We start from the raw sequence: 15,843 nt of genomic DNA, 5'->3' as shown, positions 1-15,843 counted from the left end.
TGAATAACTATGATAAATATCAGTCTTTTACGGGTAGAATTAAAAAGGGAGTATTGGCATAAATACTTAGGTCCATAACAACCGGTTCATGAACCAAACGTTCAAAGAAATTTCTTCTGTAATACGCCATAGCAAACATTTTAATTTCTCTGTCTTTCAGGAAGTTTTTTATAACGTTAGCTTTATCTGCATAATTCCAAATAGCATCAAAACTATAATCTGTAGTTTTTAAACACGTTTTTAGTAACTTTTTATTTGAAACTTGGCTAGAACTCATTATTTCTTCTTCACTTATATGTAAAACTCTAATAGCCGCAGCTGCAAGGTTAGCAATAAATAATAATGGGGCTATGGTTTTTTTGTTACACCCTTTTTTATAATCGGTAATAAATGCAATTTCATCAATTGGTTTATAAGCAATCTCTTTTGGTATTGCAAGTATTGGGCATTGTGTAATAGTGTTAGCAATACGAATAGTATTGCTACCCATAAAGAGCTCCTTAGCTCCAGTTTTCCCTTTATTGCCCATAATTAATAAATCTATTTGTAAATCATTAATAGTTTCAGAAATACGGGTAGTTATTGAACCTTTGCAAGAAATTAAATTGAACTGATGTAATTTGTTGTCAGTGTCCAGTACTATTCTATGAGCAGTTTTAGTTAAATTATCTTGTGATGATTTATGTAAACGTGTAAGTTCTTTTTTACCAACAAAAAGTACATTTTTAGATTTAGGGTCAGCGGCTAAATCATCATACATATGTATAAGGTGAAAAGTACAGGGCTTTGATTTAAACATTTGTGTAGCGTAAAAAAGTGCATTATACGCTTCATTAGAAAAATCAGTAGCAACTAATATGTTTTTAAAGCTCATCATTAAATTTGAGGTATAACCAAGAAAGGAATAGTGACATGAAAACCTATTTTTCTAATTACGGGTTCAATAAACAAACGTTCAAAAAAAGTGTGTTTATTTTGAACCATGACTAATAAATTTATCTTTTCTTTTATTTGAAAATCGTTGATAGCCGTTATAATTTCATTGCTGGAAACCTCATGAAACAAGGCATTGATTGCTAAAATATTTTCAAGAGTTTTTTTATGCCTTGCTTGAACAATGTTTAATTTATTTCCAGTGAAAACATGCATTACATTGACTTGAGATACATGCATATTTACAATTTTTAGTAGTTGAGATAAACTATCTTTGGTTAGTTCAATTTCAAAATCATTTGGAAAAAGTATTTGTTTAGGTACTTCATATTCAAAACCAGAAGGAACAGCCAAAACGGGACACTTGGCATTTTTTATAACATGTACTGTGTTAGTGCCAAATAATATTTCTTTAGCTCCGGTAGCCCCTTGTGTTCCCATGACAATGATATCAATACCTTCTGCTTCAACAGTTCTTGTTACTTCACTAGAAAGAACATTTAATGCCGAATGCGTAATGAATGTATGTAATGGGTTATTAAATTCGGCAACTAATTTATTTTTTAAATTTTCAAGATTATTCATAGAATTTTCTTGAACTATATCTCCAAGGCCTATTTGTGCAGGGCTACCCATAAGATATTCCGTATGGTATACTGGTGGCATATAGCTATTTAAAAGATAAAAAGTACATTTAATATCTTTATACAGTTTAAGTGCGTAATGAATTGCCGACAAGGAGTTTTTAGAAAAATCTGTGGGTAATAAAATACGTGTCATAGTTGTACATTTTATATTATTAAAATTAAGCACACATCACAAGATATTGCATGATATTCGTCAGTTCTAATGGCGTAGAAAATCACTATTATTAATCTAAAATAGGGAAGATGAAGTTTAAGACAAGTATTGCGTCGGCTACACCTACATTGGTCTATTTTAATGCGCCATGGTGTGCGCCGTGTAAAATAATGAAACCAATTTTTGAACAGGTGGCACTAGAGCTTGGCAATGCCGTACACTTTATATCTATAGATGTAGAGATGAAAAAAAAGATAGCGCGCAGGTATAATGTAAAAAGCGTACCAACATTTATTCTTTTTAAGAATGGTGAATCTATTTGGCGGCAATTAGGAGTTTTACAAAAAGATGATATTAAACATGCAATTGCAAATTATATATGATTTTATGCTTCATGAATAACCAAAAAGGGAATTTGAATATGGTAGCTTACTTTTTCTACGGTAGGTCTAAATAATATTCGTTCTAAAAAATTTAAATTTTTTGCGACCATGACCACTAAGTCTAAATTTCTACTTTCAGAAAAGCATTGAATAGATTCGTCGATTTTTTTACCCGTAACGAAATGAAAAGTACAGTTCAAATCTTTAAAATAGTCTAATAAAAGAGACTTGTTACTTTCTTGTGTAGCATTCATTTTCTCTCCACGCGGAGAAACATGTAATAATCTTAAATCGGCGTTTTTTAAGAATAAAATATCTTTTAAAGTATCTAGAACTCTATAGTCATATTTCAATTGAAAATCTGATGGAAAACCTACTTCCTTTACATTATGGTACGTTGCCATTTCAGGTACTGCCAAAATAGTGCAGGGTACTTTTGTAATTACATTACCGGTATTACTGCCTATTGATACCGCTTTAAGTCCGCTTGATCCTTTAGTTCCCATAACTATTAGGTCAATCTTTTTTTCTTTTACCTGTTTTTTTAAATGATCCGTTAAAAAGCCGTAAAGGGCTAGCGTATTAAATTTGTGCTTTGTATTCAACGGTAAATGTTCAATCCTCTTTAAAAGCTGTTCTAGTTTATCCGTACTCTCCTCTAGTATGGTTTTTTCTAAAAGCTCTTGAGAAACATACATCGCTGCTTCTCCACTAGAATTTGTGTTTATAGAATTTATATGTACAATATGAAAAGTACAGCGTGTTTTTTTAAAAAAAGAAATACCATAAATTAATGCGTTCCATGCATTTTCAGAAAAGTCGGTTGGTATTAGAATATTTTTCATTTTAGCAAAAGGTAAAGTGTAAAAAAATTATTGTGGTAAAAAAAGAACAGGAAGGTCTGCGTGAAAAGCTATTTTTTTAACAACAGCCTCACCAAGCACCTTTTCCCAAAAAGTATGTTGATGTCGTATTAAACTTAAAATACTAGATGTTTTGTTTTCTAAGTAAATATCTAAACTCTTAGAAATGCTGATTTCAAAAGGAATAGTTTTAAACTGATAACTTAGTCCAAGTAATCTTTCTTTTAGAATTTCTTTGTTAGCTTTTTGGCTATCGTTTAAACTATTTTCTACAGATACATGTATAATTTCAATGGTAGATTTCCATAGTTTAGAAAGTTCTATTATTGGTTCTAATTCACTTTTCTTATAAGGTGTAGAGAAATTAGTGCCAAAATGGATGGTGTTTAGTTTTAGAAAATTGAATCCAGAAGGCATAGTTATTATAGGTATGTTTTTTATGGTCTTAATAACCCTAACGGCATTGCTACCTAAAAATATTTCTTTTGCACCTGTGGCACCTTGGGTACCCATAATTATAAGGTCTATATCTTCTTCAATAGCTAATTTTTCAACTACTTCTTCTAAGATGCCGGCTTTAGAAACGGTTGTAAATGTATGTTTAGGGTTTTTATGGTTAATTTGAAAATAGGAAAACATACCTTCTAATTCTTGTTCGGAATATTTGGATAACGAATCATAAATAACACCTAATCTTTGCTGACTTTTAGCACCCAACATATTTAGATTGGTAGGTGTATAGGCATGCAATAAATAAAAATGACATGTTACACCTTCATACAATTTAAGAGCATTGAAAATGGCATTCCAGGCATTTTCAGAAAAATCGGTTGTAAGTATTATTTTCTTCATTCTTAGAGTTTTATATAATTATCGAGGAAGATTTTGCATCACTAAAAATGGTATGGTCGGTGAAAGACCTATTTCATCAATTGTAGAACGGTAAAGCATATCTTCCAATAATGAATGTCGAGAATTCACCATAACCAATAAATTCATATCATACTCTTTTGTATAAGATAGTATCGCTTTAGTTCTATTTTCAACAGCAGTTCTAACAAAAGACAACCTAGCATTTGGTAATGAATCTTCTAAAAACTTTTTATTATCTAATTGTCTAAGGCTTAAATCCTCAAAATCTGATATGTATAAGCTATGTATTTGTGCTTTAAACTGTGAGGCCAAAGTATCTAAGAGTTTTAACTCCCGCCTTTTATAGGGTAACATATAGTCGCTAGGAAAAAGAATATTCTTTGGCTGATTAAATGGGATACCATTGGGTATTGCCAATACCGGACATTTTACATATTTAAATACTTGTACGGTATTACTACCAAAGGTCTTGCTAGAATTAGCGGTTTTACCTTTCGTACCCATAATCAACAAGTCAATATTCTTAGCATTCGTAAAATTGTTAACGGCATCTACCAACGACTCAAAAGAGATAATACCTTCATAATGGTGTTTGGGATTATGGGTCCGCTCTTTTATTTCGTTCACCAATTGGTTTAGTTCATTTTTGGAACTTTTACCTATGGCTTGTTTTTTATCTTCAAAATCTATTTTGCCGGTATTATGAAAAGGGCCATAAACTTCATCGGCATAGGCGTGTATAAAATAGAAATTGGCCCTCTCGCATTTAAATAAGTTTAAAGCATACGAAATAGCATGATTTGCATTGCTCGAAAAATCTGTAGGAATGAGAATATGTTTCATGGGTTTTCTATATATAACGCCCTAAAAGTATTTTAGGACGCAAAGAAAACCTATGATAAATATCATGAGGATTTGATAATGAGTGCTTTTAAGATAAAGTTTAGGTCACATATTGTAACACTTTAAGTTCTTTAATACGAATGTTTCTACCTTCAATTTCAATTAGGCCTTCTTTTTTAAAACCAGAAAGTGTTCTAATTAAGCTTTCAGTGGCAATACCAGCGACACTGGCAAGGTCGGCACGAGAAATACGTATAGGTTCTGTAGTATCTTTATTCATGATTTCGGCAAATTGTAGTAGGGTTTGCGCTGTTTTTTTGCGAACCGAACTATAGGCCATTTGTAAAAGCTGATGTTTTATTTCAGAAATATTATCAGAAAGTAGCGACATCAATTCTAAAGATATAGTATGGTTTTCCGCAACTATTTCAAGTAGTTGTTCTTTACTTACTGCTGTCACCTTAACATTTTCCAAGGCGGTTGCAGATTCTTGATGAACAGCGTTGTCCATTAACGAGGTGAACCCTAAAAACTCATCGGCATGGTGCAGTTTTGTTATAAGTTCTTTACCATCTTCATCCATAGTATGGCACTTTACAGCACCTTTTAAAATTAAATACACATGTGTAGAGCGGGTACCTTCTTTGTAAATAGTTCCGCCTTCGTCAATACTGCTTTCTTCACCATTATCATCAAAATAGTTTTTTAATTGGTGAAGATTATCAATTTCATTTGAATCTGATTCCGTATCCTTTTTAGTAACTGTAATATTATGCAGTAATTGAGCTTTGGCTAATCTGCTTTCAATAGCACTTATTAAATCTTCCTCTTCAAAAGGTTTGGTTAAATAATCATCTGCACCTAAATCCATACCTTTTCTAATAGATTTATGTGCTGTAATCGCGGATAAAAATATAAAAGGAATATGCTTTGTGGTTTCATGGTTGGTTAATGCTTCTAAAACACTATAACCATCAACTTCTGGCATCATAATATCACAAACAATCAAATCTGGTAGTTTTTCCTTAGCCGTTTTAATACCTATTTTACCATTTGCAGCAGTTAGAACTTGGTAATCAGATAATTCTAAAAGCTCTTCTGTATTCTCTCTTAATATTTTATCGTCTTCAATTAGTAAAATAGTTTTCATGTAGCGTTGTTTTTACTCAATAATCGAGATTTAATTTTAGGGCTTGTCTCTTAATATTTTAGGTTTTTATCTTACAAATTACTCAAAGAATTGTCCATTAGTAGTTTACTGTTTTTCGGTATACGAATTGTAAAGGTAGAGCCAACATTTTCTTCACTTTCAAAGGTAAGTGTTGTACCTAAATTTGCTAAGTGTTGTTTAGATATATTTAGACCAATTCCTGTACCTTGATTTAATAAAGCATTTTCTGCTCTAAAATAACGATCAAAAATATATTTTTGTTGATTTGTAGGTATTCCTATTCCTTGGTCAATAATTTGAAGCACCAAATATTCTTCTTCTACGGAAAAAAGAATTTTTATAGCGGTATCTTCAGGAGAATATTTAATGGCATTCTGTAATAAATTGGATAATGCCAATGCCAAAGTTTTTTCATCAAAAGTGATATGAAATTCATCTACATTATCAGGGTAATGAATTTTTTGTCCAGTTTTAAGTAACATATTGGCATCATAAACTACTTCATTAATGACCCTGCTTAAAGGAAATTCTTCAATAACATAATTGACTTTTCCTAACTCTAAACGTTCTATTGATAGAAAATCATTTAAAATAGAATCTAACTGTCTAACCTTGGATTTTATGGTGTCTACATGCTTGTCTCGTTTGTCTTGTTGTTTAGTTTCTTTATATTTCGAAAGTAAGGTTACTGAAGTAAGGATATTACTGAGCGGAGTTTTAAACTCATGGGAAACCAGCGATAAAAAACGGGTTTTAAGTTCGTTCAGTTCTTTTTCTTTTTCAAGGGCATCGGTTAATTGTTTAGTTCTTTCTTGAACGGTCTTTTCTAACTTTTGAGTGTAATTTTTTCGGTCTGTAATATCAGTTACCAAAGCCATTACATATCTATTACCGTAAAGGTTAAAGGGGTTAAGTCCTGCTTCTACAGGAATCTCTTCTCCATTTTTACGCAGTCCGTTTAAATCACGACCATGACCCATTTTTCTTTTTTCACTCTTTTCCATAAAATTGGAAACGTGATTTGCATGATTATGGTGATATCTTTTTGGAATAATACAGTCTAAAGATTTTCCAATAAGCTCATCCTTTTCATAACCAAACATTTCTTCGGCAGAGGAATTTGTAGCAACAATTATTTGTTCCGCATTTACTACAATAACCCCTTCCGAAATCCCTTCGGATAAGAGGTTGAATATGTTACTGTTTTTGTCAAAAACGATCATTTTTAAATATAATCCTTAACTGATTATTATCATAGAAATTTAGCTATAAAATCGATAATTTCTCGATATTAATTGTAAAATTTAAAACATGTTAAACTCACAAAAATTCGGAATTGAACTATACGAAAATTTAGGAAAATTATTTTATGCCATGGCAAGTACGGATGGTAATGTACATACAAAGGAAATAGACAAATTAAAATCTTATATACGTACATTTTGGTTAGACATTGATGCTATTGAAGATGAATACGGTTCAGATGCCGCATTTAGAATCGAAGCTACGTTCGATTGGTGTTTGGAATATGAAAAAGATGCGGATGAAAGTTTTAAACAATTTCAGGAATTCTATAAGGAGCACTTGAAATTATTTGGCTCGGCAATAAAAAACTTGGTTTTAGATACTGCACATGCTATGGCCAATTCATATGCCGGCAAGAATAAGTCCGAATTGATTCTGCTTTCAAAAATAGAATTACTTTTTAAAGATGAGTAGACGTCTTAATTATTTGATGTAATGATTATAATATTTTGATAATGAGTGTTATAGCTGGGTAAAAAGTAAATAATTTAAAAACTTAAAATTATGCATAGACTTCAAGATAAAGTGGCGGTTATAACAGGTGGTACAGGTGGAATAGGATTGGCTACCGCCCACCTTTTTTTAGAACAAGGAGCTAAAGTGGTTTTAGTAGATAATAATCTAACTGCAATTAATGAATTACGGACCAAATTTAATGATAAGAACGTGTCATTTTTTCAAGCCGATGTTTCTAAAAAAAAGGATACTATTAAGTTTTTAAGCCATGCTTTGGAAATTTTTGGTAAGATTGATATTTTCTTTGCCAATGCTGGTATAGAAGGCACTGCTAGCCCAATTGCAGAATATCCAGAAGATGTTTTCGACAAGGTAATTTCGGTAAACTTAAAAGGGGTTTGGTTGGGTTGCCAATATGTGATTCCTAAAATGGAAGAGGGTGGAAGCGTCATTATTACTTCATCAGTTGCCGGCTTAAAAGGATTTACAGGTTTAGGTGCTTATGTTGCAACCAAACATGCTGTGGTCGGTGTAATGCGCGTTGCTGCAATAGAGAATGCGACACGTAAAATTAGAGTAAACACCATTCATCCTGGTCCTGTAGATAATGAAATGATGCGCAGAATAGAAAGCGATATGTCTCCAGATAGCCCAAATACGGTTAAAGATGGATTTACGGCTACTGTTCCGTTTGATCGTTATGCTACCTCAAAAGAAATAGGTGAACTTGCCTTGTTCTTAGCATCTGATGAAAGTAAATATATTACTGGCTGCACACACCTTATCGATGGCGGTATGCTAAATGCGTAGTTCATATATTAAACATTAACTTTTGTATAACTTGATAGTATAAATGATGTCATTTATACTATCAAGATTTATTTTTGAAAACAGTACCTTAGAATAAAAATTAGCATTTATGACCGTTCATAATTTAGGCGACCAAAATTCAATTCTCAATCAGTTTATTTCAGAAATACGAGATTCTCGGGTTCAAAAAGATTCGATGCGTTTTCGTAGAAATATTGAACGTATAGGAGAGGTGCTAGGTTATGAGTTCAGTAAAGAATTAGCATACGTTTCTAAAAATATAGAAACTCCGCTTGGTAATAAATCTATGTATTTAATGCAGGATCAAGTAGTTATATGCTCTATCTTAAGAGCAGGTTTACCATTGCATCAAGGATTGCTGAATTATTTTGATACTGCCGAAAACGGATTCATATCTGCTTTTAGAAAACACGAAGACAATGAAGATAATTTTGAAGTTGTTGTCGACTATTTTGCGGCCCCATCTCTAGATGGTAAAATATTAGTATTAGCAGATCCTATGTTGGCAACGGGCAAAACTTTAGAAAATGTTTTAAAAGGATTAAAAGATCACGGAACTCCTGAACAAATTCATATTGTCTCGGTTATAGGGGCTAAAGCGGGTATAGATTATATTAAAGATACCTTTCCAAAAAACACACATTTATGGATCGCAGCTATTGACCCAGATTTGAATGCACGAGGCTATATTATCCCTGGTATTGGAGATGCCGGGGATTTAGCTTTTGGTGAAAAGCTATAATTTCATCTTTTTCTTAGTACGCTTTATTCCTTTTACAACTTCATACCAAAGTACAGAAAAAGCACCTATTAGTATTGTTGTTCCTAATTGAGTTATTGATAAAGCTTCAAACTCAAAGAAGCGGGTTAGTACGGGTACATACAATAATACTAATGAAAGTATAATGGTAAGTCCTATGATTAACGGAACCAGATTATTCTTATATTTCAATGTGGTGAATATGGAGTAATAAAAAGAACGATTTACTAAAGTCAAAAAGATATTGGCTACAATGAGTACCATAAATACCATGGTACGTGTACTATTTTCAGAGAAATCTACAGATACTGAATATTGATAAGCTACCAATGCGCCAACAGTTATAGCTAAGCCTTGTATAACACTTGTAGTGAGTTCTTTGTAATTAAAAAAAGTAGTTGAAAAAGGTCTAGGGTTTTTAATCATCAAGTTTTTTTCCATAGGCTCGTTTTCAAAAATAATAGAGCACGTTGGTCCCATAATCAATTCTAAAATAATAACGTGTGAAGGCGAGAATATATTCGGATAAATCCACCGTAATGCCAATGGAATAAATACGGTGAGGATGATAGGTATATGTATAGAAATGATATACTGAATAGCCTTTTTTAAATTGGTATATATTTTTCTGCCCATGGCAACGGCATCTACCATTTTAGATAGGTCATCATCTACCAAGATAAGAGAAGCGGCTTGTTTGGCAATTTCAGTCCCTTTTTTGCCCATTGCGATTCCAATATGCGATGCCTTTAAAGCCGGACCATCATTTACTCCGTCACCCGTCATTGCTACCACTTCGTTATTTTTCTTTAACGCATTTACAATTCTCAGTTTTGCATCTGGGAACATTCTAGAAAATACGTTAATGTGTTTTACTTTCTCTTGTAATTCGGCATCTGTAAGTAGCATAAGCTCATCACCAGAAATACATTTTTCGTACCCTTTAAAATTAATTTGTTTGGCAATTGCCATTGCCGTATTTGCATTATCACCGGTAACCAATTTTACTTGTATACCGGCACTTTCAAAGTCTTTAAGAACTTGTGGAATGTTTTCTTTTGGAGGGTCGTAAAAAGCAATAATACCTTTAAAATCAAATTTAAAATCTTGCTGCTCACTAGGGTAATTTTCTCCTATAAATATCGCGTTGCCAACCGCTAGCATTCTATACCCATCTTTACCTAATTCGGTAAGTGTGTTTTGAATGATTTCAATTTCAGAAGAAGTAAGATTCGATACCGCTATAATAGCTTCAGGGGCACCTTTTGCAGCAATGATTTGGTTACCTTGTTTATTCTGAAATACATGTGTCATCATTGGCGGTTTACCACCTAGTGGATATTCATGAACCATTTTAAAATAAGTGCGCTCATCTATATCAGTCAACTTACGGTACCAATTATGGATGTCAATTTCCATTGGATCAAAAGGTATGGGTTCACTTGCCCACATAGAGGTAGTAATGAGGTCTTTCTCGTTGCTTCCTAATATATCTTTAGTGTTTACAATTTTACCGGTCTCTAGTGTAAATAGTTTGGCTAATGCCATTTTATTCTGGGTAATAGTACCAGTTTTATCAGTACAAATAACAGTGGCACTACCTAGGGTTTCAACAGTTTTCATTTGTTTCACCACAATTCCCATTTTCATTAATCGCCATGCACCCAAAGCCATAAATGTGGTAAATGCTACGGGTATTTCTTCTGGAAGAATACTCATGGCCAAGGTAAGTGCTTTTAATAAACTATCGAGTATAAGACCAGAGCGCATATAGTTTAAACACCAAACCAAAAGAAAAATAATGCCTCCCCAAATAGACATTAATTTTACGAAGTTGAAAATCTTTAATTCTAAAGGCGTTTTTTCTTCGGTAATATCTTCAAGGCTTTTTCCTATTTTTCCGAGTTTGGTCAGGTTTCCAATAGCAGTAATTTGGGCAATTGCCAATCCACTGGCAACGGTAGTTCCTGTGAATATTAAATTATCAGTGCTTTTGGCATCCTTATAAACAGAAAGCGACTCGCCAGTTAAAATAGATTCATTTACAGAAAAATCATTTGAGTGAACTATAACACCATCCGCAGAAATGGTAGTGCCTTCTTCAACCATTAGATAATCACCAACAACAATTTCTTGACTATCAATTTCAACAACTACACCGTTGCGTATGACCTTACTTTTAGGGTGGGTAAGATTTTCGAGATTCTCTAAAGCTTTTCTACTTCTAGAATCTTGGTATAATGAAATGGAGCCCACAAGAACAATGGCAGAAGCTAAGAAAATACCGTCACCCCAATTACCAGTTATAAAATAGATAGATGAAGCTATAAGTAGTAATATAACCATGGGCTCCTTAGCGATGCTTTTTAGGGCATCTAAAAAACTATTTTCCTTTTTATAATTAAAAGTGTTTGTCCCATGTGCTGCTCGAGAGGCAGTAACCTGCTCCTCAGTAAGTCCTTCAATTCCAAAATCAGCGGCATTGATCATACACTTTTATCGAATTATCATATGATAAGGTTAATAAATTTGTAGTACTAATGTATAAGAAATATTTAGGTAACTCACTGACATATATCATTTTAATTGAGACTATTAGTGTGCACTTTTATTGGTATAAGAAACCTTTAATTTTAATATTATGGAAGCAGTAATAAAGGATATACGAATACTAATGAAAACAACATATACTCGATTGGTTTCCCTTAAAAAAGAGCAAAATCCGGAGCTATTTAATACAGAGTTGTTGAAAGTTTTACCAAATATTTACAAGTACGTGTCAAAGCGATTAAATAGTGCCGTAGCAAATGGAAAGTTAAATAAGGGTATGTTTAACCCTAATGATTTTACGGATCAACTATTCATTGAGGTTTATGAGCATATGGATGAGATAAATGGAGCAAACGAGTTACATACTTTTCTTTTTAAAACGGTAGATCAATTATTAGAGGATAGTTTACTCGAGGAGGAGTTTGATCATGTGTTTTTTGATAATATAGATACCTATTCTAAGCCAGAATGGGATGCTATGGAAGAGCAGTATAGTAGAGATGGCGATGGAGATTTCGTCATGTTAGAAGAAATGGACGATAGCTCGCTAAATAAACAAAACTATACACTCGATCATGTTTTTATTACGGAAGAAGAAAAAGAACTTGCTGAAAAATTAGATGCTTCTTTGAAAGAAGATCGTATATCAAACCATGTGGAGTTTGTGCTAAATAAAATGGATTTACCAATGCGGACTATTTTTCAACTTTATACGAAACAAGGGTTTACTTTAACAGAAATAGCTGATATTCGGGAAGTTTCACTTACCAAAGTAGAAGAAATTTTATCTAAAGCTCGTGAATTAGTAAAAAATAGTTTTGAAAACAGATTTCTACTTTAAAGTAACTAATGTAGAAAATGCTCTCACTAAAATGAGAGCATTTATTTTGATGTTATAAGTAAATGATTATTTAATGGTTTGCCTTATTTTACCCGTAATTTCATTAATATGAATTCGAAAGATAATAGGGGTATCCTCGGCATCGATTTTTGCAGAAAACTCACTTATGTATTTAGGGTGTTCCCCATAATTATCTGAAATTACCTTTTTAACGCCCACGGAGAATTCATGTAGCATATGCTTTGCATCAATACTTGAAAGTTCTTCAAAAGTACCTTGTAGTAAAACGGATTTCCAGTTTGTAATTGAGGCTATTTCATCGATGAACAGGCAAACAGCTTTATTTTTCCTCATTTCGTGAATCTTGTGACCTTCGGATGAATAACTGGTTATGGTATTCGTATCCGAATCGTAGAAATAGGTTATAGGTACAATATGTGGGTATCCACCAGAAACATAAGCCAGTCTACCAATGTAGTTTTGCGCCAATAATGCTTTACATTCCGTTTTATCCAAATTTTTTCTCATGACTATTGCCATTTATTAATTACTTAAATGTATACATCATTCTAAGCGCAGCACATGATATTAGTCAGTATATGAATAACAAAAGTCTAATAACTCAAAATAGTTTTAAATTTTTATTGTAAAAATAATAACACCTTTAGCAATCATAGCGTACTTTTTATTCCAAATAAAATTTTGTTTTGAAATTTTTCAAGTTAATTTAAAAGGCTACTTAACTACTAAAACTATTTTTATGAATAAATCGCCAGTGAATACAATTGCCTCAATGTTGAAATTTTTCATGCTTCTTTTGCTTGTTTTTTCATGTGGCGAGAATACGAAGTCTAGTATATTGTATAAAACTGATAGTACAATTGAAATAGATGAGGACGACAATAAAGATTCGGTATTGCTAAAGGCTTCACATGTCATTCCTACAAAAAATCAAATGAATGCTTTAAGAGATGAATTTATAGCATTTGTTCATTTTGGACCAAATACGTTTACGGAATTGGAATGGGGAAATGGCATGGAAGATCCTAAGGTTTTTAATCTAGAAAATTTAGATACCGACCAGTGGTGTAGGGCAATGAAAGATGCTGGGATGAAAAAAGTAATTTTTACGGCAAAGCATCACGATGGTTTTGTATTATGGCAAAGTAGGTATACTCTACATGGGGTTATGTCTTCGCCTTTTCAAAACGGAGAAGGAGATATTTTAAGAGAACTGTCTCAATCATGTAAAAAGTACGGAATAAAACTAGGTGTTTATTTGTCACCTGCAGATTTGTATCAAATAGAAAATAAGGAAGGTTTATACGGAAATTTAAGCGAGTATACGTTACGAACTATTCCAAGACCAGTTGAAGATAGACCGTTTGAAAATAAAAATACTTTTGAATTTGAAGTCGATGACTACAATGAATATTTTTTGAATCAATTATTTGAACTGTTAACTGAATATGGTCCAATAGATGAGGTTTGGTTTGATGGTGCGCATCCAAAAAGAAAAGGAGGGCAACAATATAACTATAGAGATTGGAAGAAGTTAATTAATGAGCTTGCTCCAAATGCGGTAGTTTTTGGAAAGGAAGGTACGCGTTGGTGTGGCAATGAAGCTGGGGGAACAAGAGATACGGAGTGGAACGTTGTGCCCTATAATGAAGATCCAAGGACAATGAACTTATTTGCAGATATAACCGCAGAAGATGTTGGAAGTATAGATAGGCTTATGGAGGGTAAATATCTACATTACCAGCCAGCAGAGACAAACACATCTATTAGAGAGGGTTGGTTTTATAGAAATGAAAACGAACAAAAAGTTAGAAATACCGATGATGTTTTTGATATCTACGAAAGGTCCGTTGGCGGTAATTCAATTTTCTTATTGAATATACCCCCAAATAGAGAAGGAAAATTCTCAGAACAAGATGTACAAGTTTTAAAAGAAACGGGCCAAAGAATAGAAGAGACCTATGGTACTAATTTATTAGAAAATGCCAAAGGATATAATAACGTTTTAGATGAAGATGAGGATACCTTTTTAGTTTTAAATGATGATAAATTAACGCTTGAATTTGAACTTCCAAAGGACATCAAGATCAATAGGTTCGTTATCCAAGAAGATGTGAAAAGACATGGTGAACGTGTGTCCCGTCATGCATTGGATGCATGGGTAAATAACCAATGGACAGAGATTTTGACAAGCACAAATATTGGGTACAAAAGAATTCTTAGATTTCCCGAAGTAACAACGAATAAATTACGGTTACGTATACTAGATTTTAGAGCTACACCGGTTATTCAACATGTTTCTGCCCACTATTATAAGACAAGACCCCCTGTTTTAGAAATAAAGAGGTCCAAGGAAGGCATGGTAAACATCGCTCCAAAAATGGCCGATTTTAAATGGAATCCAAATGGCGAAAATCCAGGTGAAAATCTAAATAAGGGATTAAAGATAGTCTATACAACAACAGGTGAAGTCCCCGATATAAATTCTGCAGAATATATAGAACCATTTCAGTTTGCAGATGGTAACATAAAGGCGGTAGCCATTTTAAATGAAGAATTGGGGAGTGTATCAGATTATACTTTTGGTATTCTTAAAGAAAACTGGAAAATTCTTAATGTAGATAGTGAACTAAAAGAACATACTGTTGACATGCTAATGGATGAAAATACAGGAACGTTTTGGCAAGCTGATGAGAATAGTTACGGCAATCATTTTGTTTCTCTAGATATAGGAGAAGAAACTGAAATTAGTGCTTTTAAATATACACCACCAACGGATTTTAATTCTGGAATGTTTGAAAAAGGAACTATTTATAGTAGTCTTGACGGTAAAAGTTGGAAGGAAATAGAAAGTTTTGAGTTTGGCAATTTAATTAATGACCCAACACCTAGAACACATAAGTTTAAAACCGCTTTTTCTACTAGATATTTAAAATTAGAAAGTGATGAAATTACAGGTTCGAATACCTCTTCTGCCATAGCGGAACTAGATTTTTATAAGAATTAGTTTTTTTAAAATCTCAACAAAGTTGGGTTCAGCCTTTATATTAATGGTTGAACCCAACTTTGTTAAGATACAATGGTAATTAGTATTGCAACCGTATATAAATCTGTTGAAAGCTTAAACATTTAAGGATGGTAGCAATTTTCAACGAATTCTAGTTTAACCCCAACGAATACTAAAAGGCACCGGTTTCTCCCGTAGTTCACAA

General features: G+C 32.8%; 15 protein-coding genes. 6 read left to right on the top strand and 9 right to left on the bottom strand.

Annotated features, from left to right (window positions below; all coding sequences use genetic code 11):
- Positions 1-19: 19 nt before the first annotated feature.
- Both BTR34_RS01765 and BTR34_RS01760 read right to left on the bottom strand, forming a co-directional pair.
- Positions 20-877, bottom strand: a complete 858-nt coding sequence (locus tag BTR34_RS01765) for a universal stress protein (protein WP_082960232.1) — start codon at positions 875-877, stop codon at positions 20-22.
- Positions 877-1,713 (bottom strand): universal stress protein, encoded by an 837-nt coding sequence (locus BTR34_RS01760; RefSeq protein WP_068486851.1) that lies wholly within the window; start codon positions 1,711-1,713, stop codon positions 877-879. Before BTR34_RS01760 ends, BTR34_RS01765 begins: the two co-directional genes overlap by 1 nt.
- A gap of 110 nt (positions 1,714-1,823) precedes the next feature.
- Between BTR34_RS01760 and BTR34_RS01755 the strand changes: the two genes are divergently transcribed.
- The gene (locus tag BTR34_RS01755; RefSeq protein ID WP_068486853.1) at positions 1,824-2,117 is read left to right on the top strand and encodes a thioredoxin family protein; all 294 of its coding nucleotides are present in this window, start codon (positions 1,824-1,826) and stop codon (positions 2,115-2,117) included.
- Between the two features lie 2 nt (positions 2,118-2,119).
- Here BTR34_RS01755 and BTR34_RS01750 read toward each other — a convergent pair whose 3' ends face one another.
- The 5 genes from BTR34_RS01750 to BTR34_RS01730 form a co-directional block, all read right to left on the bottom strand.
- Entirely contained in the window at positions 2,120-2,962 is an 843-nt protein-coding gene (locus BTR34_RS01750; RefSeq protein ID WP_068486855.1) for a universal stress protein, read from the bottom strand.
- A gap of 27 nt (positions 2,963-2,989) precedes the next feature.
- Positions 2,990-3,832 carry a universal stress protein gene (locus tag BTR34_RS01745; RefSeq protein ID WP_068486857.1) on the bottom strand — a complete coding sequence of 281 codons (843 nt, stop codon included), beginning with the start codon at positions 3,830-3,832 and terminating at the stop codon, positions 2,990-2,992.
- Between the two features lie 18 nt (positions 3,833-3,850).
- The gene (locus BTR34_RS01740) at positions 3,851-4,696 is read right to left on the bottom strand and encodes a universal stress protein (protein ID WP_068486859.1); all 846 of its coding nucleotides are present in this window, start codon (positions 4,694-4,696) and stop codon (positions 3,851-3,853) included.
- Between the two features lie 100 nt (positions 4,697-4,796).
- On the bottom strand, positions 4,797-5,846 hold the full coding sequence (locus tag BTR34_RS01735; RefSeq protein ID WP_068486861.1) for a response regulator: 1,050 nt from the start codon (positions 5,844-5,846) through the stop codon (positions 4,797-4,799).
- Between the two features lie 71 nt (positions 5,847-5,917).
- Complete coding sequence (locus BTR34_RS01730; RefSeq protein WP_068486863.1) at positions 5,918-7,090, bottom strand: PAS domain-containing sensor histidine kinase; 1,173 nt, start codon at positions 7,088-7,090, stop codon at positions 5,918-5,920.
- Positions 7,091-7,178: 88 nt separating this feature from the next.
- Here BTR34_RS01730 and BTR34_RS01725 point away from each other — a divergent pair, with 88 nt between their 5' ends.
- The 3 genes from BTR34_RS01725 to upp all read left to right on the top strand — a co-directional run bounded on the left by BTR34_RS01725 (position 7,179) and on the right by upp (position 9,201).
- Positions 7,179-7,586 carry a hypothetical protein gene (locus tag BTR34_RS01725; protein ID WP_068486864.1) on the top strand — a complete coding sequence of 136 codons (408 nt, stop codon included), beginning with the start codon at positions 7,179-7,181 and terminating at the stop codon, positions 7,584-7,586.
- Between the two features lie 90 nt (positions 7,587-7,676).
- Complete coding sequence (locus BTR34_RS01720; protein ID WP_068486867.1) at positions 7,677-8,438, top strand: SDR family NAD(P)-dependent oxidoreductase; 762 nt, start codon at positions 7,677-7,679, stop codon at positions 8,436-8,438.
- Positions 8,439-8,547: 109 nt separating this feature from the next.
- A complete protein-coding gene (gene upp, locus BTR34_RS01715) occupies positions 8,548-9,201 on the top strand; it encodes a uracil phosphoribosyltransferase (RefSeq protein ID WP_068486869.1) in 654 nt (217 codons plus the stop codon).
- Here upp and BTR34_RS01710 read toward each other — a convergent pair.
- Positions 9,196-11,709, bottom strand: a complete 2,514-nt coding sequence (locus tag BTR34_RS01710; protein WP_068486871.1) for a cation-translocating P-type ATPase — start codon at positions 11,707-11,709, stop codon at positions 9,196-9,198. The two genes, upp and BTR34_RS01710, sit on opposite strands and share 6 nt — an antisense overlap.
- Positions 11,710-11,860: 151 nt before the next feature.
- Here BTR34_RS01710 and BTR34_RS01705 point away from each other — a divergent pair, with 151 nt between their 5' ends.
- Complete coding sequence (locus BTR34_RS01705) at positions 11,861-12,610, top strand: sigma-70 family RNA polymerase sigma factor (protein WP_068486873.1); 750 nt, start codon at positions 11,861-11,863, stop codon at positions 12,608-12,610.
- A 66-nt stretch (positions 12,611-12,676) separates the two neighbouring features.
- Here BTR34_RS01705 and BTR34_RS01700 read toward each other — a convergent pair whose 3' ends face one another.
- Complete coding sequence (locus BTR34_RS01700; protein ID WP_068486875.1) at positions 12,677-13,138, bottom strand: pyridoxamine 5'-phosphate oxidase family protein; 462 nt, start codon at positions 13,136-13,138, stop codon at positions 12,677-12,679.
- Positions 13,139-13,370: 232 nt separating this feature from the next.
- Between BTR34_RS01700 and BTR34_RS01695 the strand changes: the two genes are divergently transcribed.
- Entirely contained in the window at positions 13,371-15,638 is a 2,268-nt protein-coding gene (locus BTR34_RS01695; protein ID WP_235843273.1) for an alpha-L-fucosidase, read from the top strand.
- Positions 15,639-15,843: the final 205 nt, after the last annotated feature.

This window comes from Maribacter hydrothermalis (assembly GCF_001913155.1).
Lineage (GTDB): Bacteria > Bacteroidota > Bacteroidia > Flavobacteriales > Flavobacteriaceae > Maribacter > Maribacter hydrothermalis.
This window is presented reverse-complemented; position numbering and strand designations above follow the sequence as displayed.

Coding starts and splice junctions, on each gene's coding strand:
- BTR34_RS01755 (WP_068486853.1), top strand. CDS start 1,824: ATGAAGTTTAAGACAAGTATTGCGTCGGCTACACCTACATTGGTCTAT.
- BTR34_RS01760 (WP_068486851.1), bottom strand. CDS start 1,713: ATGACACGTATTTTATTACCCACAGATTTTTCTAAAAACTCCTTGTCG.
- BTR34_RS01725 (WP_068486864.1), top strand. CDS start 7,179: ATGTTAAACTCACAAAAATTCGGAATTGAACTATACGAAAATTTAGGA.
- BTR34_RS01765 (WP_082960232.1), bottom strand. CDS start 877: ATGATGAGCTTTAAAAACATATTAGTTGCTACTGATTTTTCTAATGAA.
- BTR34_RS01740 (WP_068486859.1), bottom strand. CDS start 4,696: ATGAAACATATTCTCATTCCTACAGATTTTTCGAGCAATGCAAATCAT.
- BTR34_RS01705 (WP_068486873.1), top strand. CDS start 11,861: ATGGAAGCAGTAATAAAGGATATACGAATACTAATGAAAACAACATAT.
- BTR34_RS01730 (WP_068486863.1), bottom strand. CDS start 7,090: ATGATCGTTTTTGACAAAAACAGTAACATATTCAACCTCTTATCCGAA.
- BTR34_RS01695 (WP_235843273.1), top strand. CDS start 13,371: ATGAATAAATCGCCAGTGAATACAATTGCCTCAATGTTGAAATTTTTC.
- BTR34_RS01720 (WP_068486867.1), top strand. CDS start 7,677: ATGCATAGACTTCAAGATAAAGTGGCGGTTATAACAGGTGGTACAGGT.
- upp (WP_068486869.1), top strand. CDS start 8,548: ATGACCGTTCATAATTTAGGCGACCAAAATTCAATTCTCAATCAGTTT.
- BTR34_RS01735 (WP_068486861.1), bottom strand. CDS start 5,846: ATGAAAACTATTTTACTAATTGAAGACGATAAAATATTAAGAGAGAAT.
- BTR34_RS01710 (WP_068486871.1), bottom strand. CDS start 11,709: ATGATCAATGCCGCTGATTTTGGAATTGAAGGACTTACTGAGGAGCAG.
- BTR34_RS01750 (WP_068486855.1), bottom strand. CDS start 2,962: ATGAAAAATATTCTAATACCAACCGACTTTTCTGAAAATGCATGGAAC.
- BTR34_RS01700 (WP_068486875.1), bottom strand. CDS start 13,138: ATGAGAAAAAATTTGGATAAAACGGAATGTAAAGCATTATTGGCGCAA.
- BTR34_RS01745 (WP_068486857.1), bottom strand. CDS start 3,832: ATGAAGAAAATAATACTTACAACCGATTTTTCTGAAAATGCCTGGAAT.